This window comes from Pseudomonas sp. GR 6-02 (assembly GCF_001655615.1).
In the GTDB taxonomy this organism is placed as follows: domain Bacteria; phylum Pseudomonadota; class Gammaproteobacteria; order Pseudomonadales; family Pseudomonadaceae; genus Aquipseudomonas.
Map to the genome: position 1 here is coordinate 5,051,034 of NZ_CP011567.1, position 24,485 is coordinate 5,075,518.

Genomic DNA, 24,485 nt, shown 5'->3' on the forward strand with positions numbered 1-24,485 from the left:
ACCATGTCGAAATTTTTTATCGACCGTCCGATTTTCGCCTGGGTAATTGCCCTGGTGATCATGCTGGTCGGGGCTTTATCGATCCTCAAGCTGCCGATCAACCAATACCCGAGCATTGCTCCTCCGGCCATTGCGATCTCCGTGACTTACCCTGGCGCGTCTGCACAAACCGTGCAGGACACCGTGGTGCAGGTGATCGAACAACAGCTCAACGGTATCGACAACCTGCGTTATGTCTCGTCGGAAAGTAACTCCGACGGCAGCATGACCATCACCGCGACCTTCGAGCAGGGCACCAGCTCCGATACCGCGCAGGTTCAGGTCCAGAACAAACTGAACCTGGCCACCCCGCTGCTGCCGCAAGAAGTGCAGCAGCAGGGTATCCGCGTGACCAAGTCGGTGAAAAACTTCCTGATGGTCATCGGTGTGGTGTCGCGTGACGGCAGCATGACCAAGGACGACCTGTCCAACTACATCGTGTCGAACATGCAGGACCCGATCTCGCGGACCGCCGGTGTCGGTGACTTCCAGGTCTTCGGTGCCCAGTACGCGATGCGGATCTGGCTCGACCCGGCCAAGTTGAACAACTTCAACCTGACCCCGGTGGACGTGAAAACCGCCATCGCGGCGCAGAACGTCCAGATCTCGTCCGGTCAACTCGGCGGCTTGCCCGCCCTGCCCGGCCAGCAACTGAACGCGACCATCATCGGCAAGACCCGTCTGCAGACCGCCGAGCAGTTCAAGGAAATCCTGCTCAAGGTCAACAAGGACGGCTCGCAGGTTCGCCTCAAAGACGTCGCCGAAGTAGGCCTGGGTGGCGAGAACTACAGCGTCAGCGCCCAGTTCAACGGCAGCCCGGCTTCCGGTCTGGCAGTAAAACTGGCCAACGGTGCCAACGCCCTCGATACCGCCAAGGCCCTGCGCAAAACCATCGATGACCTGAAACCGTTCTTCCCGCAAGGGATGGAAGTGGTGTTCCCGTACGACACCACCCCGGTGGTGACCGAGTCGATCAAGGGTGTGGTTGAAACCCTGGTCGAAGCGATCGTGCTGGTGTTCCTGGTGATGTTCCTGTTCCTGCAGAACTTCCGCGCCACCGTCATCACCACGATGACCGTGCCGGTGGTATTGCTGGGTACATTCGGGATCCTCGCGGCATTCGGCTTCAGCATCAACACCCTGACCATGTTCGGCATGGTGCTGGCCATCGGCTTGCTGGTGGACGATGCCATCGTCGTGGTGGAAAACGTCGAACGGGTCATGAGCGAAGAAGGCCTGTCACCCAAGGAGGCCACCAAGAAATCCATGGGGCAGATCCAGGGTGCGCTGGTCGGTATTGCTCTGGTGCTGTCCGCGGTACTGCTGCCGATGGCGTTCTTCAGTGGCTCCACCGGTGTGATCTACAAGCAGTTCTCGATCACCATCGTTTCGGCCATGGCCTTGTCGGTGCTGGTTGCATTGATCTTCACCCCGGCGCTTTGCGCCACCATGCTCAAGGCGATTCCGAAAGGCGAGCACGGCACGCCGAAACGCGGCTTCTTCGGCTGGTTCAACCGCAACTTCGACCGTGGCGTCAAAAGCTACGAGCGCGGCGTCGGCAACATGCTCGCTTACAAGGCTCCGTACCTGCTGGCGTACCTGATTATCGTGGTCGGCATGATCTGGCTGTTCACCCGCATTCCAACGGCGTTCCTGCCGGAAGAAGACCAGGGCGTACTGTTTGCCCAGGTGCAAACCCCGGCCGGTTCCAGCTCCCAGCGCACGCAAGTGGTCGTGGATGAAATGCGCGAGTTCCTGCTGCGTCCGAGCAAGGATGGCGGCGAAGGCGATGCAGTGGCCTCGGTGTTTACCGTGACCGGCTTCAACTTCGCTGGCCGTGGCCAGAGTTCGGGCATGGCGTTCATCATGCTCAAACCATGGGACGAACGTAACGCCGACAACAGCGTGTTCAAACTGGCGGCCCGTGCCCAACAGCACTTCTTTACCTTCCGCGACGCCATGGTGTTTGCCTTTGCGCCACCAGCGGTACTGGAACTGGGTAACGCCACCGGTTTCGACGTATTCCTTCAGGACCGTGCCGGCATCGGTCACAACAAGCTGATGGAAGCCCGTAACCAGTTCCTCGGCATGGCGGCGCAAAGCAAGGTCCTGTCGCAAGTCCGTCCGAACGGCCTGAATGACGAGCCGCAGTACCAGCTGGAAATCGACGATGAGAAGGCCAGCGCCCTGGGCGTGACCCTCACCGACATCAACAACACCCTGTCGATTGCCCTGGGCAGTAGCTATGTGAACGACTTCATCGACCGCGGTCGTGTGAAGAAGGTTTACGTGCAAGGCCTGCCCGGCGCTCGCATGAGTCCTGAAGACCTGAAGAAGTGGTACGTGCGCAACAGCGCCGGCACCATGGTTCCGTTCTCGGCGTTCGCCAGGGGTGAATGGATCTACGGTTCACCGAAACTGGCCCGTTACAACGGCGTGGAAGCGATAGAAATCCTCGGTGCCCCGGCGCCCGGCTATTCCACCGGTGAGGCCATGGCCGAAGTCGAAGCCCTGGCCAAGAAACTGCCGGCCGGTGTCGGTATTTCCTGGACCGGTCTGTCGTACGAGGAACGTCTGTCCGGCTCGCAAGCACCAGCGCTGTACGCCTTGTCGCTGTTGATGGTGTTCCTGTGTCTGGCGGCGTTGTATGAAAGCTGGTCGATCCCGATCGCGGTCATGCTGGTCGTACCGCTGGGGATCATCGGTGCGCTGATGGCGACCAGCCTGCGCGGCCTGTCCAACGACGTGTACTTCCAGGTGGGGCTGTTGACCACCATCGGTCTGGCGGCGAAAAACGCCATTCTGATCGTCGAGTTCGCCAAGGAACTGCATGAGCAAGGGCGTAGCCTGCGCGATGCAGCGATCGAAGCCTGCCGGATGCGTCTGCGACCGATCATCATGACCTCGCTCGCATTCGTGCTCGGCGTGGTACCGCTGGCCATTTCCACGGGCGCCGGTTCGGGTAGCCAACATGCGATCGGTACCGGGGTGATTGGCGGTATGCTCACGGCCACGATCCTGGCGATCTTCTGGGTTCCGTTGTTCTTCGTCACCGTGTCGTCCATGGGCCAGCGCAAAGTCGCCGACCAGGATGACGCCATTGAAACTCCTCAAGAGGCTGGCTAATGAGCAAGTCGCTACTCTCCCTGGCAGTCACCGCTTTCGTGCTGAGTGGCTGCTCGCTGATACCCGATTATCAGCGGCCTGAAGCACCGGTGGCGGGCCAATACCCGCAAGGCCCGGCGTATTCGCCGGCCCAGGCGCCCAACCAGGCCGCCGCCGAACAGGGCTGGAAGCAGTTTTTCCACGACCCGGCGCTGCAGCAGGTGATTCAGACCGCGCTGGAGAACAACCGTGACCTGCGTGTCGCTGCGCTGAACATCGACGCTTATGCGGCTCAATACCGCATCCAGCGCGCCGACCTGTTCCCGGCGGTTTCGGCCACCGGCAGCGGCAGTCGTCAGCGGGTTCCGGCACGGGCCTCGCAAACCGGCGAAGCGAACATCAGCAGTTCCTACTCGGCCACCGTCGGCATCAGCGCCTATGAACTCGACCTGTTCGGTCGGGTGCGCAGCCTGAGCGAAGAGGCCCTGCAGAAGTACTTCGCCACTGAAGAAGCACGGCGCAGCACGCAGATCAGTCTGGTGGCCAGCGTGGCCAATGCCTATCTGACCTGGCAGGCCGACAAGGAACTGCTGAAACTGACCCAGGAAACCCTCGGTGCCTTCGAGGAGAGCTACAAGCTCACCTCGCGCAGCAACGAAGTGGGCGTAGCCTCGGCGCTGGATCTGGCCCAGTCACGTACCTCGGTGGAAAACGCCCGTGCGCAACAGGCCAAATACACCCGTCAGGTCGCCCAAGATGAAAACAGCCTGGTGTTGCTGCTCGGCACCGGCATCCCGGCCAATCTGCAAGCAGCCAAGCCACTGTCGGACGACCTGCTGAGCGACGTGCCGGCCGGCCTGCCGTCGGACTTGCTGCAACGTCGCCCGGACATCCTCCAGGCCGAATACAACCTCAAGGCCGCCAACGCCAACATCGGCGCGGCGCGGGCTGCATTCTTCCCGAGCATCAGCCTGACCGCCAATGCCGGCTCCCTGAGCCCGGACCTGTCCGGTCTGTTCAAGGGTGGTTCGGGCACCTGGTTGTTCCAGCCGCAAATCAACCTGCCGATCTTCAACGCCGGCAGCCTGCGTGCCAGCCTGGATTACTCCAAGATCCAGAAAGACATCAGCGTGGCGAACTACGAGAAGTCCATTCAAACGGCCTTCCAGGAAGTCGCCGATGGCCTGGCCGCACGCCAGACCTACACCGAGCAGTTGCAGGCTCAGCGTGATTTCGTCAGCGCCAACCAGGACTACTACCGTCTGGCCGAGCGTCGTTATCGCATCGGGGTCGACAGCAACCTGACCTTCCTCGACGCCCAGCGCCAGCTGTTCAGTGCCCAACAGGCGCTGATCACCGACCGCCTGGCGCAGCTGACCAGCGCGGTCAACCTGTACAAGGCGTTGGGCGGTGGCTGGAATGAACAGACGGCGAAGAACGAGCCGTTGAAAGAAGAAGCGCCGAAGATGAAGTTGTTCTGATAGCGCCGTAAACACGAAGCCCACCGTTTGGTGGGCTTTTTGTTGGTCGTGAAAAAAACCAGCCTGTTCGCTTCACCCTCCGACTCCATTGACCAGAAACACCGGCTCTTCCAGATAATCGAGCCCCAAGCGGTTTTCGAACATTTCGTCGCGTAACGCTGCGGTAGTGAAACTGCCCAGGCCCAGCGCGGTGGCCAGCAGGGAAAAGGTCTGACTCAGATGCCCGGCATCCATCAGCGCCACCCGCAATGCGCGGCTGAATTCGTATTTCCAGGCCATTCGCTCGACCCGCGCCGTGGAAACGAACACCGCTGCCGCATCCTTGATCCACGCCTGTCCACCACAAGCCTCGCTGATCCAGGCTCGCGGATCTTCCAGGGAAATCAGCTCAAGCCCATGACGGCGTACCGAATAGTGGTAAAGCCCCCGCTCGAAACCCTGCACGTTCATCAGCACCGCATACACCTCGGTGCCCTGCAGCGAACCGCCGGCCGGCGAGGTTTTCTTCAGGAAATAGTCACCCATGCGGTTGTGCTGCACGACGGTCGCGCCCCAGGTGTAGTAGAGCAACAAAGACAGTTGTTCCGAACTCAACGGCTGATCACTGAAGGTTCGCGACGTACGGCGATTGCACAGCGAGTCCAGCAGCGTCGGCTGAGCAATCGCACAGGCAGGCAACAGCGGGTTTTCCAGGGCGATGAACGGATGGGACCAGTAGTCCTTGAACGCCGACGGCTGAGGTTGCGCCGAGGCCTTTTGCTCCAGCTCCGTTTCCAGCTCGGCGACGCTGATGTAGGGCGTGTGCGAGCCGGTCCGGGTACTCAGGTAAAACTCCAGCGCTGCATCCCAACGGGTCCAAAGGTTGAGCGAATGCTTACCCTGGTTATACGTGACCGAACCCGATTGATTCACCACGGGCAGCAAAACACCATGGCTGACCAGTGTTCTCAGAAACGCCAGGTTGTCGTCCTGTGCAGGACTTTGCAAAACCCCCGGCAGCAACAAGGCACTTTCCAGCGTTTGCGGGCTCAGGAAATGGCGCAGTAACGGCAGCAACGTCACGTCAAACTCCAGGCTCAAGTCCTGCTGCCGGTCTCGGATAAAAAACGACGCCGAGCCAACGCTGAGCCAGGTGCTTTCCCTGAGTTTCAGCAGGGTCTGCGCGTCCTCCGACGGCGTCTGTTGATCACCCTGTTGATCAAGCTCCTGCCAGAACAGGGCCTTGGGCCTCAAGGACTTGATGGCCTTGATCAAGGTCAACAGTTCCGCGTCATCGGTTTTGCGCGAAATATCCCACTCCAGGGTGATCGCTTTCACCGGGGATGATCTGAACAGCTCACGCAAAATGTCCCAATCCCGCCGTGGATGGCTGGTGTGAATTTCAATCAACCGGTCCAGCGGCAACGAACGCAAATAGTCGTTCAGGTCGTAACCCTGGGTTCTGGCGGTCGTGATCGCGCTGTCGAGATCCAGCAAAAATCCCGAGCCGCTGCGCTCCACCACACTGGAAATGAACTCGCCTTCGGACTGCTCTTGTGCGCCCGGCAATGAAAACAACCGCGGTGCGTTTTCCAGCACCAGCAGTGTGGCCGTGAGCTCGCGCAATTCGATGGCATTGGCCACCACCGTGTCAGCCACCTCTTGGGCCAGGGTCGGCAAAATGAAATGCTGCGTGTCGCCACCGTGGAAACGCGACCAGGAAATATGCTCGGCCAGCCACGGCGAGCGGGTTTTGTCGCACAGTCTCCGCGTCATGTTCAGAAATTCGCGATCCATCGCGATGCCCACACTGCCCAGGGACAAACTGGACGAGTGCAGCAGGCTCGGTACTCGAGCGCTGACGTCAAGTAAACGAGGCTGCAGGATGCAGTGGGTCGGCTGAAACTCGACGTAATCGAAATGCGGCAAACCCTCAGCGAGAATTCGCTCGACCGTCGGGTCAAGTCCATCCTCCGACCGGTCATCCTGTGCCCTGCGCCGTGGCAAATGGTATTCCAGCCCTACTCCGGCCTCGGGATAGGACGAGGCATCAAACATCCCCATGTGAGCCTCCCCGGCTTCAGGCGGTCAGACCCAGCAAGCGTTGTTGCTCAGTATCAGTCCCCGATATCGCCAACAGCCCGGCATATTGGTTTTCCTGCGCTCTGACCTCTTTGGCGAGGTTTTCCAGAAGTTGACGTCCTTGTGGGGTGAATTCAGTGCTGGCCTCAAAGTCCGGCAATGCCTTGATCAAGCCTCGCAGAATGTACAGAAGACGGTTTTGCGCCCGTTGCAGCTCATCGGTCGAACGCGAACGAACCCGCCCCAGGTATTTGACCAACGCGATGTACACGTAAAACGCGTGGAAGTAGCCATAAAAGTCACGCTTCTGTCCCGACCACGGCAAGGTGTACAAAGGCTCCCGCGAGGTCTCTTCCTTAACGACCGGGCACGCCTCGACAATGTGATAGAGCAACTGATGGGTGGCCTCATGCACCAGGGACTCTTCCAGATCGAGTATCGAATCATCCCGGCTCGACAACAGGATGATTCCGGTGAAACGGGACGCCGAACAGCTTCGAAATGAACCATCGGGTAAATAGAAAATCGACTTGACCAGTTTTTTGATTTGCTCACGGCAGGCGGGCCATGTGTGCTCTATGCGCAACAGGGCAATATTCACCACGTCGCAAAAAAACCGTACGGAGTAACCGCTACGCTCCAACTGTTTGCGGACGGCTTCATCCTCCGGAAACTCATAACTGGGCGGCATCACTATCGCTACCAGCGGATCGACATCAAACCGATGCACAGGGGGGCAATAATGATTCACGCGGGAACTGTCGGATGCTTTGACACGCACTAACATCTCAGGAAATTCGCACAGCATTTTTTCCAGCTCACTCCTGTCCTCGGTCTTTTTCGTGATGACCAGATTGGCATAATGAGCGGTCAGTACATTCCACACTTGAAACACCGGATCATTAATAATCAAGCGCTGTTCACGGGTCGGAGGGACGATAAGATTAAATGCCTGTTCAAAAAACTCTGCCAGATGTGGCGCGTTGGGAAACAACTGAAAAAGTTCGGTGTACAGCGCAACAAAGCTGGTGTATCGATTTCGACTGACACGCTCCAGCAAGACTTCAAATCGCGAAGGCTCCGAATCCGCAAGGAAGGTCGTGCCCTGAAATAAATCCTCGACCGAGAGCTCACGTTGACCACTGTTACCGATGTCCATTTCTCAACCTTCCCTTAGGTTGGCGGCAACGGCTTCGCCATTGTCAGACTGGCAATGCCATAACCCAGTTGTTCATAAAGACGACGCGCCGCATCGTTGCGACCAAAGACATGCAACCGCACTTCCTTGCATCCCGCCTGGCTCGCCCATGATTCCAGGGCCAGCAGCGATTGTTTTGCATAACCCTGGCGGCGCTCGCCGGGGTCAATGTAAATATCCAGAATGAAGGCGATCCGACCGGCGCCAGCGTGTCGTTCGGCAACCCATAATTCACCGATGCGCCGCGCTTGATCCTGGATTACCCAGAGTTGATTCTTTTCAGTCAATCGCCCTTGCGGCAACAATTGCTCGAAGACGCTTCGTGCCCTTTGCGACGCCTCCTCCTGGCCCCACTCGCCGGCGGCGACCATCCCGTCGCCATATTCAGCAAGGGCTCTGTCGGCGAACGTAGCAAAGTCCGCGTCATTCATTGGAGCCAAGGTGACAGACATGCGTCATTCACTCCGTGCCCGAGTGCTTCAGGTCATGGGTCTGATAAGGCCATTCGGCGTACCACCGTAAAAGCCCACCTTTCGTGGCACGCCAAATGGCATCACCCACCGTTAATCCATGCGCGCTTGTTGCTGCTGGTTCTGTGTATCGAATACCGCGCGTATCCCCAGGTTGCTCCGAATGCTGGAGGAAGCTGCCGTCAGTTTTGCAGCATCAATACCTTTAACCGCCGCGATCTCGTCAGTACTTAAGTGCACGCCAATATTTTTAGCCGCCCCTGCCGGATCACTGTGTAAGGCGTTGGCAAATTTTTCGTCCAGCACGGCCCGTCCCAGAACCGAGGCCAAACGTTCCTGATTGACTTTATTACCCATGGTACTTCTCCTTGTTATTTCGGCATGACGAAAAACATCCCCTGACGAAGCAAGAGAGTTTCTTTTGCCCGCCTGAGGAATTTGAATATAGCAAGGCCTCTTTTCTTTTCCAGCCAAGCCCATGGCTCTCTTTAAATCTTTTTACGATAACCGACAACACCAATTCTTAAGTTTAACCGGCGACTATTGATCTACCTTTAATGACAGCCAACACTGTAGGAAACGTCTTACAACTAAAGCAATAAACACTTCCATCTAACATCAAAAAAAACAACAAGGCGCCATTAATAGAACACACCTGCGGACGCCCCTTATCAACCCGAATAACTATGGGATTTTATTAGGAATGCCTCATACCGTCCGCGCCCACGCTGACGTCGATTAGTGTTCGTTAATCGCCCAAAACCCCATCCCCCCCAATTGAATCCCCCCGCCCATCCCTCGCACCATTGTCCGCACCTGCATAAATCAATAACAACAAGGTCCGACACCATGACTACGCGCCCTCTGCGCTCCGGCTGATCTCGCCCGCCCCCTTATCCGAATTCGATTTTTTGTCTGCGACCCCTTGGTTGCGGCTGTGTACTGCCTTATCCCTGACAATTAGAGAGACCCGAGTCCATGACTTCCTCCACCACACAGTATTTGTTCCCCAGTCTGATCGCCATCGCACTGGCCGGCGCGGCCCTGCCCGCCTTGGCCGAGGAAGCAGGCTTTGTCGAAGGTGCCAAGGTCAACCTGAACCTGCGTAACTTCTACATCAACCGTAACTTCACCAATCCGACCAAGAGCCAGGGCAAGGCTGAAGAGTGGACGCAAAGCTTTATCCTCGACGCCAAATCCGGGTTCACCCAGGGCACCGTCGGGTTCGGCATGGACGTGCTGGGGTTGTATTCGGTCAAGCTCGACGGCGGTAAAGGCACCGGCGGGACGCAATTGCTGCCGCTGGATCACGATGGCCGCCCGGCGGACAACTTCGGTCGCGCCAACGTGGCGTTCAAGGCGAAGCTGTCCCAGACCGAAGTGAAGGTCGGCGAATGGATGCCGGTGCTGCCGATCCTGCGTTCGGACGACGGTCGCTCGCTGCCGCAAACCTTCCGTGGCGGCCAGATCACCTCGAAGGAAATCGACGGCCTGACGCTCTACGGCGGCCAGTTCCGCGCCAACAGCCCGCGCGACGATAGCAGCATGAATGACATGTCGATGACCGGCAAAGCGGCGTTCACCTCAGACCGCTTCAACTTCCAGGGCGGTGAATACGTCTTCAACGACAAGCGTACTCAGATCGGCCTGTGGAATGCTGAACTCAAGGACATCTACAGCCAGCAATATGTCAACCTGATCCACACCCAACCGCTGGGCGACTGGACGCTGGGCGCCAATCTCGGGTTCTTCTACGGCAAGGATGACGGCAGCGCCCGGGCGGGCGAGCTGGACAACAAGACCTGGTCGGGTCTGTTCTCGGCCAAATACGGTGGCAACACCTTCTACGTCGGCCTGCAAAAACTCACCGGCGACAACGCCTGGATGCGGGTCAACGGCACCAGCGGCGGCACCCTGGCCAACGACAGCTACAACTCCAGCTATGACAACGCCAGGGAAAAATCCTGGCAAGTGCGCCACGACTACAACTTCGCCGCTCTGGGCGTGCCGGGCCTGACCCTGATGAACCGCTACATCAGCGGCGACAACGTCCACACCGCCACCACCAGCGACGGCAAGGAGTGGGGCCGCGAAAGCGAACTGGGTTACACCGTACAAAGCGGCGCACTCAAAGACCTCAACGTCAAATGGCGCAACTCCACCATCCGCCGTGACTTCAGCAACAACGAGTTCGATGAGAACCGGTTGATCGTCAGCTATCCGATCAGCCTGCTGTAAGACTCTAAAACGCCTTCGCGGGCAAGCCTCGCTCCTACAGATCACACCACCTGTAGGAGCGAGGCTTGCCCGCGAAGACGTCAGCTCAAGCAACACAACTTTCGCGGATCACTCCCGCGACTCAACCCCCAACTCATCCCACACCGACTCGGCCAGGTGGAACGTCGCGTTGGCCGCCGGAATGCCGCAATAGATCGCGCTCTGCATGATCACTTCCTTGATCTCGCCACGGGTTACGCCATTGTTGGCGGCGGCGCGCAGGTGCAGTTTGAGTTCTTCGTTGCGGTTCATGCCGATCAGCATGGCGATGGTGATCAGGCTGCGGGTGTGGCGCGGCAGGCCCGGACGGGTCCAGATGTCGCCCCAGGCGTGGCGGGTGATCATCTCCTGGAACTCCGAGTTGAACTCGGTCAGCGCGCTCAGGCTGCGGTCGACGTGGGCGTCACCGAGCACTGCGCGACGGACTTTCATGCCCTCGTCGTAACGTTGTTTCTCGTCCACAAAAAATTCCTCAATGACCTGAAAGAAACGCCAGCACCCGCTCGCTGAACGCAGCGCCGGCCTGGACGTTGGACAGGTGCGCGGCGTAGAACTCGGCGTACTCGGCGCCCCGCACATGTTCCTGAATGAAATGCCCGCCGGACGGTGGCGTTACCGCGTCTTCAGTACCGGCGATCACCAGTAGCGGCACCTTGATCGAGGACAACTGATCACGGAAATCGGCATCGCGCACCGCCGCGCAATTGGCCGCGTAACCTTCAGGCGAGGTAGCCGCGAGCATGTCGGTGATCTGCTTCGCCGCTGCCGGATTGGCAGCGGAAAAATCCGGGGTGAACCAGCGTGCAATCGACGCATCACGCAATGCCACCATTGCCGCCGCGCCGTCGCGCAGCACGGTTTCGATCCGAGGGTTCCACACCGATGGATCGCCGATTTTCGCCGCGGTGTTGCACACGATCAGTTTGTTCAAACGCTGACCGGCGTTGATCCCCAGCCATTGACCGATCAACCCGCCCATGGACAGACCACAGAAATGCGCGCGCTCGATGTGCAACGCATCCAGCAGCGCCAGCACGTCGCGGCCCAGTTGCTCGATGCTGTACGGCCCCGGCGTCACCAACGACTTGCCGTGACCACGGGTGTCAAAACGCAGCACCCGGAAATGCTCGGCGAACGCCGGGATCTGCGCGTCCCACATGTGCAGGTCGGTGCCCAGTGAGTTGGACAGCACCAGTACCGGCGCATCCACCGGTCCATCGAGTTGCGGCCCTTGAATTTGGTAGTGCAGTTCGCCATCGGCGAGTTGTACGAATGCCACAGCAGTCTCCTTCAGGCAGTCAACGCAAAATGTTCAGCCACCGCTCGCTCGACCCAGGTATGGGCCTGACCGAGGTAATGGGCGGGGTCCAGCAGATGATCGAGTTCAGCGTCCGACAACTCGGCGGTCACTTGCGGCTCATCGCCGAGTACCGCGCGCAGATGACGTTGCTCGGCCACAGCACGCTTGCAGCATTGCTCCAGCAGATGATGCGCGGTGTCGCGACCGACCCGTTGCGCCAGGACGATGCTCACGGCTTCGGCGAGCACCAGGCCCTGGGTCAGGTCGAGATTGCGGGTCATGCGCATCGCGTCCACTTCCAGTCCGTCGGCCACCAACAGCGCTTGCTGCAGGCTGCCCGACACCAAGCAGCAGATCTCCGGCAGGGTTTCCCATTCGGCATGCCACAGGCCCAGGCTGCGCTCGTGTTCCTGGGGCATCGCGCTGAACAAAGTCGAAAGCAAACCCGGCACCCGCGTCGCCGCACCGATCAGCACCGCCGCGCCCACCGGGTTGCGTTTGTGCGGCATGGTCGAGGAACCGCCCTTGCCCGGTGCCGACGGTTCGAACACTTCGCCAGCTTCGGTCTGCATCAACAGGCTGATGTCGCGACCGAGTTTGCCGAGGCTGCCGGCGATCAAGCCAAGCACCGCGCCGAACTCCACCAGACGATCGCGCTGGGTGTGCCAGGGTTGTTCCGGCAAGGTCAGTTGCAGTTCCGCGGCCAAGACTTCGGCAATCGGCATCGCCTGATCGCCAAGGGCTGCGAGGGTGCCGGAGGCGCCACCGAATTGCAGCACCAGCAGGCGCGGCTTGAGTTCCAGCAGACGCTGGCGGCTGCGGGTTACCGCGCCCAGCCAACCGGCGATCTTCATGCCAAGGGTGACCGGTGTCGCGTGTTGCAACCAGGTGCGCCCAGCCAGCGGCGTGGCGACGTATCGCTTGGCCTGGGTCGCAAGGGTTTCCCCCAGCTGCGCCAGATCAGCTTCGATCAGTTGCAGCGCGCGGCGCAATTGCAACACCAGGCCCGTGTCCATCACGTCCTGGCTGGTCGCGCCCAGATGCACGTAGCGCTCGGCTTCGGCATCGCTTTTGGCGATCTGCTTGCCCAGCGCCTTGACCAAAGGGATCGCCGAATTGCCCGCCGTGGCAATCGCCTCGCCGAGGGCGGCGAAGTCATAATGCTCAGCCCGGCAGGCCGCTTCGATAGACACGACAGCCGCTTGCGGAATCAGGCCAACCCGCGCTTCGGCCCGGGCCAGTGCGGCTTCGAAATCCAGCATGGCCTGAACCCGGCCCTGATCGCAGAACACCTCACGCATGTCGCGTGCGGTGAAGTAGGCATCGAACAATTGATTGCCCGGTCGCTGATTCATAAACAGTCCTTGCAGGCGAGGGCCAGTACGGCCCCCGCGGAAAGATCAAAGGTCGTTTTCCAGATACTTCGGCTGTTTCGGCAGACGCAGGCTGAACAGGAACGCCACCGCCATCATCACCGTCACGTACCAGTAGAACGAGTTTTCCATGCCTGCGGCTTTAAGGCTCAGGGCTACATATTCCGCCGAGCCGCCGAAGATCGCGTTGGCCACCGCATACGCCAGGCCTACACCCAAGGCGCGCACTTCTGGCGGGAACATTTCGGCTTTCACCAGACCGCTGATCGAGGTGTAGAAACTGACGATCGCCAGCGCCACGGTAATCAGCACAAACGCCAGGAACGGACTGCTGACACTTTTCAGGCTCAACAGGATCGGTACGGTGAACAACGTCCCGAGGGCGCCGAACCAGAGCATCGAATTGCGCCGGCCAATCTTGTCGGCGAGCATGCCGAACAGCGGCTGCATGCACATATAAAGGAACAGTGCACCGGTCATGATGTAGCTGGCGGTCTTGGCGTGCATGCCAGCGGTGTTCACCAGGTACTTCTGCATGTACGTGGTGAAGGTGTAGAAAATCAGCGAACCGCCGGCGGTGTAACCCAGCACGGTGATGAAGGCTGCCTTGTGATCGCGGAATAGCGCACCAATGCTGCCGGCATCCTTGCTTTCGCGCATTTCCTTACTGCTGGTTTCCTTGAGCGCACGACGCAGGAACAATGAAATCAACGCAGCCACTGCACCGACCACGAACGGAATCCGCCAGCCGTAGGCACGCAACTCATCCTCATTGAGGAACTGCTGCAGGATCACCACCAGCGACACCGCCAGCAACTGTCCGCCAATCAGCGTCACGTACTGGAACGACGCGAAGAACCCGCGCTGGCCCTTGAGGGCGACTTCGCTCATGTAAGTCGCGGTGGTGCCGTATTCGCCGCCCACCGACAAGCCCTGCAGCAAGCGCGCGAACAGCAACAGGATCGGCGCCCAGACACCGATACTGTTGTAGGTCGGCAGGCAAGCGATGAGCAGCGAGCCGAAGCACATCATCAGAATCGAGATCAGCATCGAATTCTTGCGCCCGTGCTTGTCCGCCAGCCGGCCGAAAATCCAGCCGCCGATGGGGCGCATCAGAAACCCGGCGGCAAACACGCCCGCGGTATTGACCAACTGCACCGTGGGGTTATCGGACGGAAAAAAGGCCGGGGCAAAGTAGATCGCACAGAAGGCGTAGACGTAGAAGTCGAACCACTCGACCAGATTGCCGGACGAGGCGCCGACAATCGCAAAGATTCTTTTGCTGCGTTCTTCACCGGTGTAGACAGCTGTGGAGGTTGTCATTGTTTTTTCACTCTGTGGGGACCGTGAGAGTCTAGACATACTTTGCAACAGCTGTGGCGAGGGGGCTTGCCCCCGTTGGCTTGCGAAGCAAGCCCTAGACCGGTTGGCGCGACCTGTTAGGTAGATCGCGCCAACCGGTTTACGACTGCTTCGCAGCCGAACGGGGGCAAGCCCCCTCGCCACAAAAAAGCTCCTTGGTCAGCAGAGCCTCTCGTCACTCAATAATCGAAGAACACCGTCTCCGCATCCGTCCCCTGCAGAATCACATTCCACTGATAAACACCCGCAGCATCCTGCTTCGCCAACAAGGTGCCACGACGTTCGGCGGGCACGCATTCGAGCAGTGGGTCCGCCACGTTGGCTGGCTCACCATCGAAGTAAATCCGCGTCAGCAAGTGCTTCACCAACCCGCGAGCAAACACCAGCACCACCAGGTGCGGCGCCTGGGTCGTGCCCTTCAAGCCTTCCACCGTGCCCGGCTTGATCGTGGTAAAGCGAAAGCGCCCTTGCGCATCCACCGGCACCCGGCCAAACCCTTCGAAGTTCGGGTCCAGGGGCTTGTCCTGATCGTCTTCGGGGTGGTCGTACTTGCCAGCGGCGTTGGCTTGCCAGACTTCGAGCATGGCGTCGTTGACGAAGTCGCCATTGCCGTCGACGACTTGCCCGGTGATCGCCACACGCTCGCCGAGGGTCTGTTCAACGGTCAGGTCTTCACGGTTCAGCCAGGTCAGGCCGATGTGGTAGTACGGTCCGACGGTGTGGGACGTGGTCGCGTTCAGCGTCATCTTATTTCTCCATCGGCGTGGCGTCGCGGCCGCGCAAAACGATGTCCCAACGATAAGCGAGGGCATAGGAAGGGATGGTTTTTTCCAGATCGAAACTGGCGATCAGACGCTCTTTGGCGCTGGTATCGGGCACGCAGTTGTAGATCGGGTCGTAGGCCAGCAACGGGTCACCCGGGAAATACATCTGGGTCACCAGGCGCGTCAGAATGCTCGGTCCGAACAGGGAGAAATGGACGTGCGCCGGACGCCAGGCATTGTGGTGGTTACCCCACGGGTAGGCGCCAGGCTTGATGGTCTGGAACTGGTACCAGCCATCGGCGTCAGTCACGGTGCAGCCGGTACCGGTGAAGTTCGGGTCCATCGGTGCGTCGTGCAGATCGCGGGCATGGTTGTAACGACCGGCGGCGTTGGCCTGCCAGATCTCCACCAGAATGCCCGGCACCGGCAGACCGTCTTCATCCAGCACACGGCCGTGGATGATGATCCGTTCACCCAATGGCTCGCCCGAGTGCTGGGCGGTCAAGTCGTTGTCCCGCTCCTGAATACGCTCGGCGCCGATGGTCGGGCCGGTGATTTCCGACAGCGAATGAGGCAAAAACACCAACGGCTTGGACGGCGAGCGAAGGTTGGTGGATTGATAAGGAGGGTGCAGGTATTCCGGCTGAGTGCCCGCCTGCGGGCGACGGTAACCTGGTTTGTCAGTCATTGCGCTTTCCTCAATTCTTATTAGTCGCTTCTGTGCGTCAGACCCGTTCGATCGCCAGGGCCAGGCCCTGACCGACACCGACACACATGGTCGCCAAGCCTTTCTTGCCGCCCGTCTTTTCCAGTTGATGCAGTGCGGTCAGCACCAGACGCGCACCGCTCATGCCCAGCGGATGGCCCAAGGCAATGGCGCCACCGTTCGGGTTGACCTGGGCCGCGTCATCCGCCAGTCCCAGTTCACGCAGCACCGCCAGACCCTGGCTGGCGAAGGCTTCGTTGAGTTCGATCACGTCGAAATCGTTGACCGCCACGCCCAGGCGCTCAGTCAATTTACGCACCGCCGGCACCGGGCCGATACCCATCACCCGTGGTGCGACGCCGGCGCTGGCCATGCCGAGCACTTTGGCGCGGGCGGTCAGGCCGTGTTTTTTCACGGCTTCGGCCGAAGCCAGGATCAGCGCTGCAGCACCGTCGTTCACACCGGAGGCATTGCCGGCGGTGACGGTTTTGTCGGGGCCGTTGACCGGTTTGAGTTTGGCCAGGGTCTCGAGTGTGGTATCGGCGCGAGGATGTTCGTCCTGGCTGACCACTGTTTCACCCTTCTTGTGGGCAATGCGCACTTCAACGATTTCTTCGGCGAAAAATCCTGCGGCTTGCGCGGCGGCTGTCCGTTGCTGACTGCGCAGTGCGAAAGCGTCCTGATCCTCGCGGGAAACCTGGTAATCGTCGGCCACGTTATCGGCGGTTTGCGGCATTGCATCGACGCCGTACTGGGCTTTCATCAGCGGGTTGATGAATCGCCAGCCGATGGTGGTGTCTTCCAGCTTCATGTTGCGCGAAAACGCCGCGTCCGCCTTGCCCATCACGAATGGCGCGCGGGACATCGATTCGACGCCACCGGCAATCGCCAACTCCATCTCACCGCTGGCGATGGCCCGAAACGCAGTGCCGATAGCGTCCATGCCCGAAGCGCAGAGGCGATTGAGGGTGACGCCAGGAATGGTTTCCGGCAGCCCCGCCAGCAGCAACGCCATGCGAGCCACGTTGCGGTTGTCTTCGCCGGCCTGGTTGGCGCAACCGAGGAACACCTCGTCCACCGCGTTCCAGTCCACCGACGGGTTGCGCGCCATCAGCGCCTTGATCGGCACCGCGGCCAGGTCATCGGCGCGAACCGCCGACAGGCCACCGCCGAAACGGCCGATGGGGGTACGAATCGCGTCACAGATATAAACGTCGCGCATCAGGCTTCTCCGGGTGCTTGGCCGTGGGCCGCCGCAGTGCGGGCTTCCAGATCACGCAGCGCGGTCAACTCGACTTCGGTTGGCTCGGCAGTGTTTTCAACGGCGTCGGCAAAACGAATCGGCCAACCGGTGGCCGCGATCACTTGCTCGCGGGTCACCCCTGGGTGCAGCGCGGTGACCACGAATTCATGGGTGCCGGCTTCCGGTTCCATGATGCACAGGTCGGTAATAATGCCGACAGGACCGGCGCCTGGCAGGCCGAGACGTTTGCGCGAATCACCGCCCTCGCCATGACCAACCGAGGTAATGAAGTCGAGCTTGTCGACGAACGAACGCGCCGACTGCTTGAGGATGATCAGCACGCTCTTGGCGGAACCGGCGATCTCCGGCGCGCCACCTGCACCCGGCAGGCGAACTTTCGGCTGATGGTAGTCGCCGACTACCGTGGTGTTGATGTTGCCGAAGCGATCGACTTGCGCGGCGCCGAGGAAGCCGACGTCAATGCGCCCGCCCTGCAGCCAGTAGCGAAAAATCTCGCCGGTCGGGACGACGGTGTCGGCGGTTTCCGCCAGCTCGCCGTCACCGATCGACAATGGCAGTACGCTTGGCTTGGCACCGATCGGACCCGATTCGTAGATCAGGACTACATCGGGCGAGGACGTCAGTCGCGCCAGGTTGGCGGCTTTCGACGGCAGGCCGATACCAACGAAGCACACCGAACCGTTTTTCAGGCGGCGGGCGGCGGCGACGGTCATCATTTCATTGGTGGTGTAAGTCATTACTTGGCCTCCGAAGCAGCGGCCAGCTTGGCCTGGAACTCGCTGAAGTCAGCGCAGCCGTGGATGTACTCGTTGATCCACGCGGTGAAGGTTTCACGGTCGCGGGCAATCGGGTCCCAGGCCTGGTAGAAGCGGTTGTCACGCTCGGTGTAACCGTGGGCGTAGGACGGATGCGCGCCGCCCGGTACGTGGCAGACCGCGCTCAGAGCCCAGGTCGGCAGCACGCAAGCGTTCATCGGTGCATTGAGGTCATCGACGATTTCTTCGACGGTGACGATGCAACGCTTGGCCGCCAGCGCCGCTTCTTTCTGCACCCCGAGAATGCCCCAGAGCAGCACGTTGCCTTGGCGGTCGGCTTTCTGCGCGTGAATCACGGTGACGTCCGGGCGCACCGACGGCACCGCCGCCAGCACTTCGCCGGTGAACGGGCACGTGACGGTCTTGATCAGCGGGTTGACCTTCGGCAGGTCGGAACCGGCGTAGGCTCGCAGCACCGCGAACGGTAAGCCCGAAGCGCCCGCGACGTAGGCATTGGCCAGGTCGGCGTGGCTGTGCTCTTCGATTTCCAGCGCATGCGGCCACTGCCGCTCGACTGCGTCGCGCAGACGGTGCAGCGAACCGACGCCAGGGTTGCCGCCCCAGGAGAAAATCAGTTTGCGAGCACAACCGGCACCGATCAACTGGTCGTAGATCAGGTCAGGCGTCATCCGCACCAGGGTCAGATCTTTCTTGCCCTGGCGAATGATTTCGTGACCGGCCGCCGTAGGAATCAGGTGAGTGAAGCCTTCGAGCGCGACGGTATCGCCGTCGTTGACGAACTGCTTCACCGCGTCATGCAGCGAAAGGATTTCAGCCATGGGGCAGGCTCCCGTTTTGTTATGAACCGACAGTGTGGGAAAAAGGCGCCGATGCGCAGCGCCGGAATGACTGAAGATTAAGCCCCTGGAACAACCCAAACAATCCGATAATCGACTGAGTGTTCGTTTATCGAACAGATTGTTACCTCACTACCGATCCCAAAAAAGCATTTCAGATCGTTCCCACGCTCGGCGTGGGAACGATCACTCTCAAGCCGGATCAGGTCGCATCCGCATGGCTGACCATGCCCTTGATCACCACCGCCGTGGTCGCCAACGCGGCCGGAATCACCAGAGCCGTCAACACCTGCTCGAAGTTCCAGCCCAGGCCCAGCAACGTCGCGCCCATCCACGCCCCGAGGATCGCGCCGAAGCGGCCAATCCCAAGCATCCACGACACACCGGTCGCCCGCCCTTGCGTCGGGTAAAAACGCGCCGCCAGCGACGGCATTGCCGATTGCGCGCCGTTGACACACATCCCGGCCACCAGCACCAGGGTCGCCAGCACGGCGATGTTGCCCAGGCTCTGCCCTACCGCGTAGGCAAACACCCCGGCCAACAGGTAGAAAGTGCCGATGACCTTGTGCGGATTGAACCGGTCCATCGCCCAACCCACGCCCACTGCGCTCAACACCCCACCCAGCTGGAACAGTGCACCAATGAATGCGGCCTGCTCCATGCTCGCGCCGCTGTCACGCATCAGCGTCGGCAACCAACTGGTCAGCAGATAAACAATCACCAGCCCCATGAAGTACGTCAGCCACAGCAACAATGTGCCGGTGCTGTAAGTGCCGGAGAAGATCACCGCGAACACATTGCGTGCCTTCACGGTTTTCTGTTCCGGCACGCTGAAGCTCGAAGCCTGGGCCACCAGCGCTGGGTCGATCGGTGCCAGAGCCTTGCGCACTTTGTCGGTACCGCGATTGCGCACCACCAGATAGCGCGCCGATTCAGGCAACCACAACAGCAAAACGACGGTGAGTATCAGCGGCAGAATCCCGCCGATCATCAACAGGCTGTGCCAGCCGAAGGCCGGGATCAGTTTGGCCGAGATGAAACCGCCCCCGGCCATGCCGAGGTTGAAGCCGCAGAACATGCTGGTCACCAGCAGGGATTTCTTGCGTTCCGGGGTGTATTCGGACAGCAGCGTGGTCGCGTTCGGCATGCCGGCGCCCAGGCCCAGGCCGGTGAGGAAACGCAGCACCAGCAGTTGATCGACATTGGTGCTGTAAGCCGATGCCAGGCTGAACGCACCGAACAGCAACACCGCACCTACCAGTACGACTTTTCGCCCGAAGCGGTCAGCCAACGGCCCGGAACCCAAGGCGCCAAAGACCATGCCGATCAGTGCCGCACTCATCACCGGGCCGAGGCTGGCGCGATCGATGCCCCAGTCCTGGGACAATGCCGGCGCGATAAACCCCATGGCCGCGGTGTCGAGGCCATCGAGGAAGACAATCAGGAAACACAGGATCACCACCCGCCATTGGTAGCGCGAAATGGGTTGAGCGTTGATGAAGGACTGCACGTCGAGGCAGTTCCCTACAGCAGACTGAGGCTGGTTCATTATTTTTATTCCACGCAAAGAACGCAGTCGAACAAGTGCCAGCCGAGGCTGACGCTGTCACAAGAAAAGAAGGTCGGGATCAGGCGATCCGGTTTCGGCAGCTAAGCCGGTGGGAACAGCGACAGTGGGGAAACGTGCACATGACGATGCCTCTTCTCATTATTATTGGGTCGTCGTCCGGCAACCGGCCGAGGGCCAGCAGCGCCGGATGACGCTGCCGCGACATTAATGATCCGAGAGAAACAGCGTCAATTCGATAAACGCGACTCTGTGCGTTTATCGAACAGCTTAGGCGAACAGCTGCGCACTCAAGTCGCGGCTGGCACTCAACAAACCGGGCAGGAAACGTTGCTCCAGCTCGCTGCGGCTGACCCGGCCGGCATGGGTGCTGACGTTCAGCGCCGCCACTACCTGGCCAGAAGCGTCATACACCGGCACGGCAATCGAGCGCAGGCCTTGCTCCAGTTCCTGATCGACGATGCACCAGCCTTGTCGCCGTACTTCTTGAAGGCATTCGAGCAAGGCTTCGGGGGTATGCAGGGTGCGACTGGTCTTGGCTTGCAAGTCTGCATGGTCGAGGTATTCGCGCAGCGACGTGTCGTCCAGCGCGGCGAGCAGAATCCGGCCCATGGAGGTGCAATAGGCCGGCAAGCGCCCACCCACCGAGAGGTCGACGGAAATCAGCCGCTGGGTAGTCGCCGAGCGCGCAATGTACAAAATGTCATCGCCCTCCAGCGTGGCCATGTTGCAGGCCTCGTGCAGTTGCTCGCTCATGCGGTCCAGGTACGGCTGGGCAGACACCGCCAGTGGAGTCGACGACAGATAGGCATGGCCCAGGGTCAAGACTTTGGGCAGCAGCGAATAGGTGCGCCCGTCGGTGGTGGCGTAGCCGAGCTTGATCAGCGTATGCAGGCAACGTCGCACAGCGGCGCGGGGAATTTCCGTGCGGTGGCTGATCTGTGCAATGGTCAGGTGCCGCTTGCGCTCCTGGAACGCTTGCACCACCGCCAGGCCACGGGCCAGGGAAGTCATGAAATCCGGGTCACCGGTCAGGGCCTGGATTCGCTTGGCGGGCGAGGCGACGATCGGCGGCGCCACTGAAGCGAAGGAATTGCGCATTTGATCGTTCATATCAGGTTCCCCACACGGATCAGCGACTATTACAAGCGGCCCCGGTCTGACACACAAGCCAGCGGTTGCCAGGATTGGGCGATTATCGAACCACAGACCGATAATCGCAATCGTGCCGCGTGCATTCAGCCATCCTGCTTTCACTCACCCACAATACGGTTGTTATTTTCGGTCACTGGTTTAAAGGAGAACGATGTAATAATTTGTCCGGCTTAATGGCGCCAGAAAGTCACCACTGCAACTGGCATCAGTCCACCGTAGTTACCGGCAAGTTGCGAGCAACAAAACAATCACACATGAGGAACTACTTTTAACTGCCAAGAGATAGTGTTCTTCGAATCGACCGCTATAATGCATTTCAGAGGCGACCGGTTTTTTTGTACCGATTCCGCCCGCCGGCAGCGCGATATCCATCGCCGCTGTCCGCAGCAAGCGCTTGACGCTCATTTAATATGTTCCGCCAACGCGCTCGCTGAAACAGGAGACTGATGCTGCGTCAGCTGTTTTTCTCTGGTGCCGTGGCCGCCTGCAACATTGAAGTATTGATTGTGCCGTGGGAACGATGTCGTATCAGGCATTGTCCTTTCGACGAGCATGGTCAATAGATCGATGCAGCGCGTTTCACCAGAATTAATCTCAACTCAATTAGGTAGCACTGTGACGAAAGACGAACTGCGCGCGGAACTTGAGCGCCAGGAACAACGTTACAAGGAAGTTTACGGCGGGGAAATCACCACCTACGCCGCTCAGCCCGAACCCGAACGCAAACCCTGGCGTAAACGCGCCACCGTTCAGGATCAGGCCTTCACCCAGGAATTGCAGAAGATGGAAAAGGAACTCAAAGCCGAAGAGCCATGACCGCCTCGACTTGAATCCTTTCAAGAGCCTGCGTCTGCACCCGTTAAAAACGGGTTGTATCGATGGTGCTTTTCGCGCCCGCTACAAGCGGGCAGCGGCTTCCTCATCCATTCGATGAGGCAAACGGCTCTTGCCTGACCTTCTTCTCAGATATTTCACACAAGCGTTCAAGCCTCTCGTCCCAACGAGAGAAACCCTTGTGGCAGCTGCCTTTCCAAGCGAATTCAATGACTTGTAGGCCCCTGAAAAACCCTGGGATTCAGGGGATTGCCACCCACTAATTCATTGAAGAATGTAACCGATGAGCAGCAAGTGCATCGATTATCAGTCTTTTCTGGCATAATCGCGCCCCCTTACGAACGGGTCAGAAAACCTTCATGATCGATTTATTCAGCGGACTGGATGCTTGGGTGCTTGTGAGCCTCTTGCTCGCCCTGGCCTTTGTCCTCGCCTTCGAGTTCATCAACGGCTTTCATGACACCGCAAACGCGGTGGCCACTGTTATCTACACCAAAGCCATGCCGCCTCATCTGGCGGTGTTCTTTTCCGGTGTGTTCAACTTCCTCGGCGTGCTGCTGGGCGGTGTGGGGGTGGCGTATGCCATCGTCCATCTGCTGCCGGTAGAACTGTTGATCAATGTGAACACCGGTCACGGGCTGGCCATGGTGTTCTCGTTACTCGCCGCGGCCATCACTTGGAACCTGGGCACCTGGTACTTCGGTATCCCGGCCTCCAGTTCCCATACGCTAATCGGTTCGATCCTCGGTGTCGGCCTGGCCAATGCCCTGATCAACGACATTCCGTTGGCCGACGGCGTGAACTGGCAGAAAGCGATCGACATCGGCGCGTCCCTGGTGTTCTCGCCGATGGCCGGCTTCCTCGTTGCCGCCCTGGTGCTGATCGGCCTTAAATGGTGGCGTCCGCTGTCCAAGATGCACAAGACACCGGAACAGCGCCGCAAGATCGACGACAAGAAACACCCGCCGTTCTGGAACCGTCTGGTACTGGTGATTTCGGCCATGGCGGTCAGCTTCGTGCACGGCTCGAACGATGGCCAGAAAGGTATCGGCCTGATCATGCTGGTGCTGATCGGTATCGTCCCGGCGCAGTTCGTACTCGACCTGGGCAGCACCACCTACCAGATCGAACGGACACGCGATGCAACCCTGCACCTGAGCCAGTTCTACAAGCGCAATGCCGATACGCTGGGTGAGTTCCTGGCCCTGGGCAAAAGCGTGGAAGGTGATCTGCCGGAGAAATTCCGTTGCAACCCGCAACAGACCGAACCGACCATCGCCGCCCTGCTCGACACCCTCAAGGGTGTAGCTGACTACCACTCGCTGCCGGCGGAAAGCCGCATCGAAGTGCGTCGTTACCTGCTCTGCCTGGACGACACGGCGAAGAAAGTCAGCAAGCTGCCTGGCCTCGCTGCCCGTGAAAAGGCTGACCTGGACAAACTGCGCAAGGACCTGACCACCACCACTGAATATGCTCCGTTCTGGGTGATTCTGGCGGTCGCACTGGCCCTCGGCCTGGGTACCATGGTCGGCTGGAAGCGCGTGGTACTGACCATCGGCGAGAAAATCGGCAAGCAAGGCATGACCTATGCCCAAGGCATGTCGGCGCAGATCACCACCGCGAGCATGATCGGCCTGGCCAACATCTTCAGCCTGCCCGTCTCCACTACCCACGTCCTGTCCTCAGGCGTGGCCGGCACCATGGTCGCGAACAAAAGCGGCCTGCAAGGCGGTACTGTCAGAACCATCCTGCTGGCCTGGGTCCTGACCCTGCCAGCCACCGTTGCCCTGTCGGCCGGCCTGTTCTGGCTGGCCTCCAAGGCACTGGGTAGCTGATACACCGCTACTGAAAAAGGCGCGTTCCGTGAGGTTCGCGCCTTTTTTATTGCCCGCATTTCGGTATTAGATCGTTCCCACA

At 59.8% G+C, this 24,485-nt stretch carries 21 protein-coding genes; 5 read left to right on the top strand and 16 right to left on the bottom strand.

Translation table 11 applies throughout. The features are described from left to right. Positions 1–3 precede the first annotated feature (3 nt). Together emhB and emhC are read left to right on the top strand one after the other, a co-directional pair. Positions 4–3,165, top strand: coding sequence for an efflux RND transporter permease subunit EmhB (emhB, locus tag PGR6_RS22205; protein ID WP_018926862.1), 3,162 nt, complete (start codon positions 4–6; stop codon positions 3,163–3,165). Continuing rightward, positions 3,165–4,625, top strand: coding sequence for an efflux RND transporter outer membrane subunit EmhC (emhC, locus tag PGR6_RS22210; RefSeq protein WP_019580905.1), 1,461 nt, complete (start codon positions 3,165–3,167; stop codon positions 4,623–4,625). The genes emhB and emhC overlap by 1 nt, the downstream gene beginning before the upstream one ends. A 72-nt stretch (positions 4,626–4,697) precedes the next feature. Here emhC and PGR6_RS22215 read toward each other — a convergent pair whose 3' ends face one another. From PGR6_RS22215 to PGR6_RS22230, 4 genes are all read right to left on the bottom strand, one after another. Further along, positions 4,698–6,668 (bottom strand): multinuclear nonheme iron-dependent oxidase, encoded by a 1,971-nt coding sequence (locus PGR6_RS22215; RefSeq protein ID WP_018926864.1) that lies wholly within the window; start codon positions 6,666–6,668, stop codon positions 4,698–4,700. A gap of 16 nt (positions 6,669–6,684) precedes the next feature. Continuing rightward, the gene (locus PGR6_RS22220) at positions 6,685–7,845 is read right to left on the bottom strand and encodes an aKG-HExxH-type peptide beta-hydroxylase (protein WP_018926865.1); all 1,161 of its coding nucleotides are present in this window, start codon (positions 7,843–7,845) and stop codon (positions 6,685–6,687) included. A 14-nt stretch (positions 7,846–7,859) separates the two neighbouring features. Beyond that, on the bottom strand, positions 7,860–8,336 hold the full coding sequence (locus tag PGR6_RS22225) for a GNAT family N-acetyltransferase (protein WP_026286480.1): 477 nt from the start codon (positions 8,334–8,336) through the stop codon (positions 7,860–7,862). A gap of 111 nt (positions 8,337–8,447) precedes the next feature. Continuing rightward, positions 8,448–8,711, bottom strand: a complete 264-nt coding sequence (locus PGR6_RS22230; protein ID WP_018926867.1) for an Os1348 family RiPP precursor — start codon at positions 8,709–8,711, stop codon at positions 8,448–8,450. A 621-nt stretch (positions 8,712–9,332) separates the two neighbouring features. Between PGR6_RS22230 and PGR6_RS22235 the strand changes: the two genes are divergently transcribed. Beyond that, the gene (locus PGR6_RS22235) at positions 9,333–10,592 is read left to right on the top strand and encodes an OprD family porin (RefSeq protein WP_064619875.1); all 1,260 of its coding nucleotides are present in this window, start codon (positions 9,333–9,335) and stop codon (positions 10,590–10,592) included. Between the two features lie 108 nt (positions 10,593–10,700). Here the strand turns inward: PGR6_RS22235 and pcaC are convergent, their stop codons facing one another. The 12 genes from pcaC to PGR6_RS30040 all read right to left on the bottom strand — a co-directional run bounded on the left by pcaC (position 10,701) and on the right by PGR6_RS30040 (position 22,139). Further along, positions 10,701–11,093: a 4-carboxymuconolactone decarboxylase gene (gene pcaC / locus PGR6_RS22240; RefSeq protein ID WP_018926869.1), complete on the bottom strand. Its 393-nt coding sequence runs from the start codon at positions 11,091–11,093 to the stop codon at positions 10,701–10,703. A gap of 10 nt (positions 11,094–11,103) precedes the next feature. After that, the gene (gene pcaD / locus PGR6_RS22245) at positions 11,104–11,910 is read right to left on the bottom strand and encodes a 3-oxoadipate enol-lactonase (RefSeq protein ID WP_064619878.1); all 807 of its coding nucleotides are present in this window, start codon (positions 11,908–11,910) and stop codon (positions 11,104–11,106) included. Between the two features lie 11 nt (positions 11,911–11,921). After that, on the bottom strand, positions 11,922–13,286 hold the full coding sequence (locus PGR6_RS22250; RefSeq protein WP_064619881.1) for a 3-carboxy-cis,cis-muconate cycloisomerase: 1,365 nt from the start codon (positions 13,284–13,286) through the stop codon (positions 11,922–11,924). Positions 13,287–13,331: 45 nt separating this feature from the next. After that, positions 13,332–14,627 (bottom strand): MFS family transporter, encoded by a 1,296-nt coding sequence (locus tag PGR6_RS22255; protein WP_064619884.1) that lies wholly within the window; start codon positions 14,625–14,627, stop codon positions 13,332–13,334. A 218-nt stretch (positions 14,628–14,845) separates the two neighbouring features. Further along, positions 14,846–15,412 carry a protocatechuate 3,4-dioxygenase subunit alpha gene (gene pcaG / locus PGR6_RS22260; protein WP_018926873.1) on the bottom strand — a complete coding sequence of 189 codons (567 nt, stop codon included), beginning with the start codon at positions 15,410–15,412 and terminating at the stop codon, positions 14,846–14,848. A gap of 1 nt (position 15,413) precedes the next feature. Continuing rightward, complete coding sequence (gene pcaH, locus PGR6_RS22265) at positions 15,414–16,118, bottom strand: protocatechuate 3,4-dioxygenase subunit beta (protein ID WP_064619887.1); 705 nt, start codon at positions 16,116–16,118, stop codon at positions 15,414–15,416. 37 nt (positions 16,119–16,155) lie between these two features. Then, entirely contained in the window at positions 16,156–17,361 is a 1,206-nt protein-coding gene (gene pcaF / locus PGR6_RS22270; RefSeq protein WP_173861175.1) for a 3-oxoadipyl-CoA thiolase, read from the bottom strand. Beyond that, positions 17,358–18,137, bottom strand: coding sequence for a CoA-transferase subunit beta (locus PGR6_RS22275; RefSeq protein ID WP_018926876.1), 780 nt, complete (start codon positions 18,135–18,137; stop codon positions 17,358–17,360). Before PGR6_RS22275 ends, pcaF begins: the two co-directional genes overlap by 4 nt. Beyond that, complete coding sequence (locus PGR6_RS22280) at positions 18,137–18,994, bottom strand: CoA transferase subunit A (RefSeq protein WP_064619890.1); 858 nt, start codon at positions 18,992–18,994, stop codon at positions 18,137–18,139. The genes PGR6_RS22275 and PGR6_RS22280 overlap by 1 nt, the downstream gene beginning before the upstream one ends. Before the next feature lie 220 nt (positions 18,995–19,214). Further along, the gene (locus PGR6_RS22285; RefSeq protein WP_018926878.1) at positions 19,215–20,561 is read right to left on the bottom strand and encodes an MFS transporter; all 1,347 of its coding nucleotides are present in this window, start codon (positions 20,559–20,561) and stop codon (positions 19,215–19,217) included. Between the two features lie 288 nt (positions 20,562–20,849). Next, the gene (gene pcaR / locus PGR6_RS22290; protein ID WP_007935836.1) at positions 20,850–21,692 is read right to left on the bottom strand and encodes a pca regulon transcriptional regulator PcaR; all 843 of its coding nucleotides are present in this window, start codon (positions 21,690–21,692) and stop codon (positions 20,850–20,852) included. Positions 21,693–21,953: 261 nt separating this feature from the next. Continuing rightward, the gene (locus PGR6_RS30040; RefSeq protein ID WP_138866217.1) at positions 21,954–22,139 is read right to left on the bottom strand and encodes a hypothetical protein; all 186 of its coding nucleotides are present in this window, start codon (positions 22,137–22,139) and stop codon (positions 21,954–21,956) included. Between the two features lie 210 nt (positions 22,140–22,349). Between PGR6_RS30040 and PGR6_RS22295 the strand changes: the two genes are divergently transcribed. Both PGR6_RS22295 and PGR6_RS22300 read left to right on the top strand, forming a co-directional pair. Further along, complete coding sequence (locus PGR6_RS22295; RefSeq protein WP_018926880.1) at positions 22,350–22,550, top strand: hypothetical protein; 201 nt, start codon at positions 22,350–22,352, stop codon at positions 22,548–22,550. Positions 22,551–22,927: 377 nt separating this feature from the next. Continuing rightward, positions 22,928–24,403, top strand: a complete 1,476-nt coding sequence (locus PGR6_RS22300) for an inorganic phosphate transporter (protein WP_018926881.1) — start codon at positions 22,928–22,930, stop codon at positions 24,401–24,403. Positions 24,404–24,485: the final 82 nt, after the last annotated feature.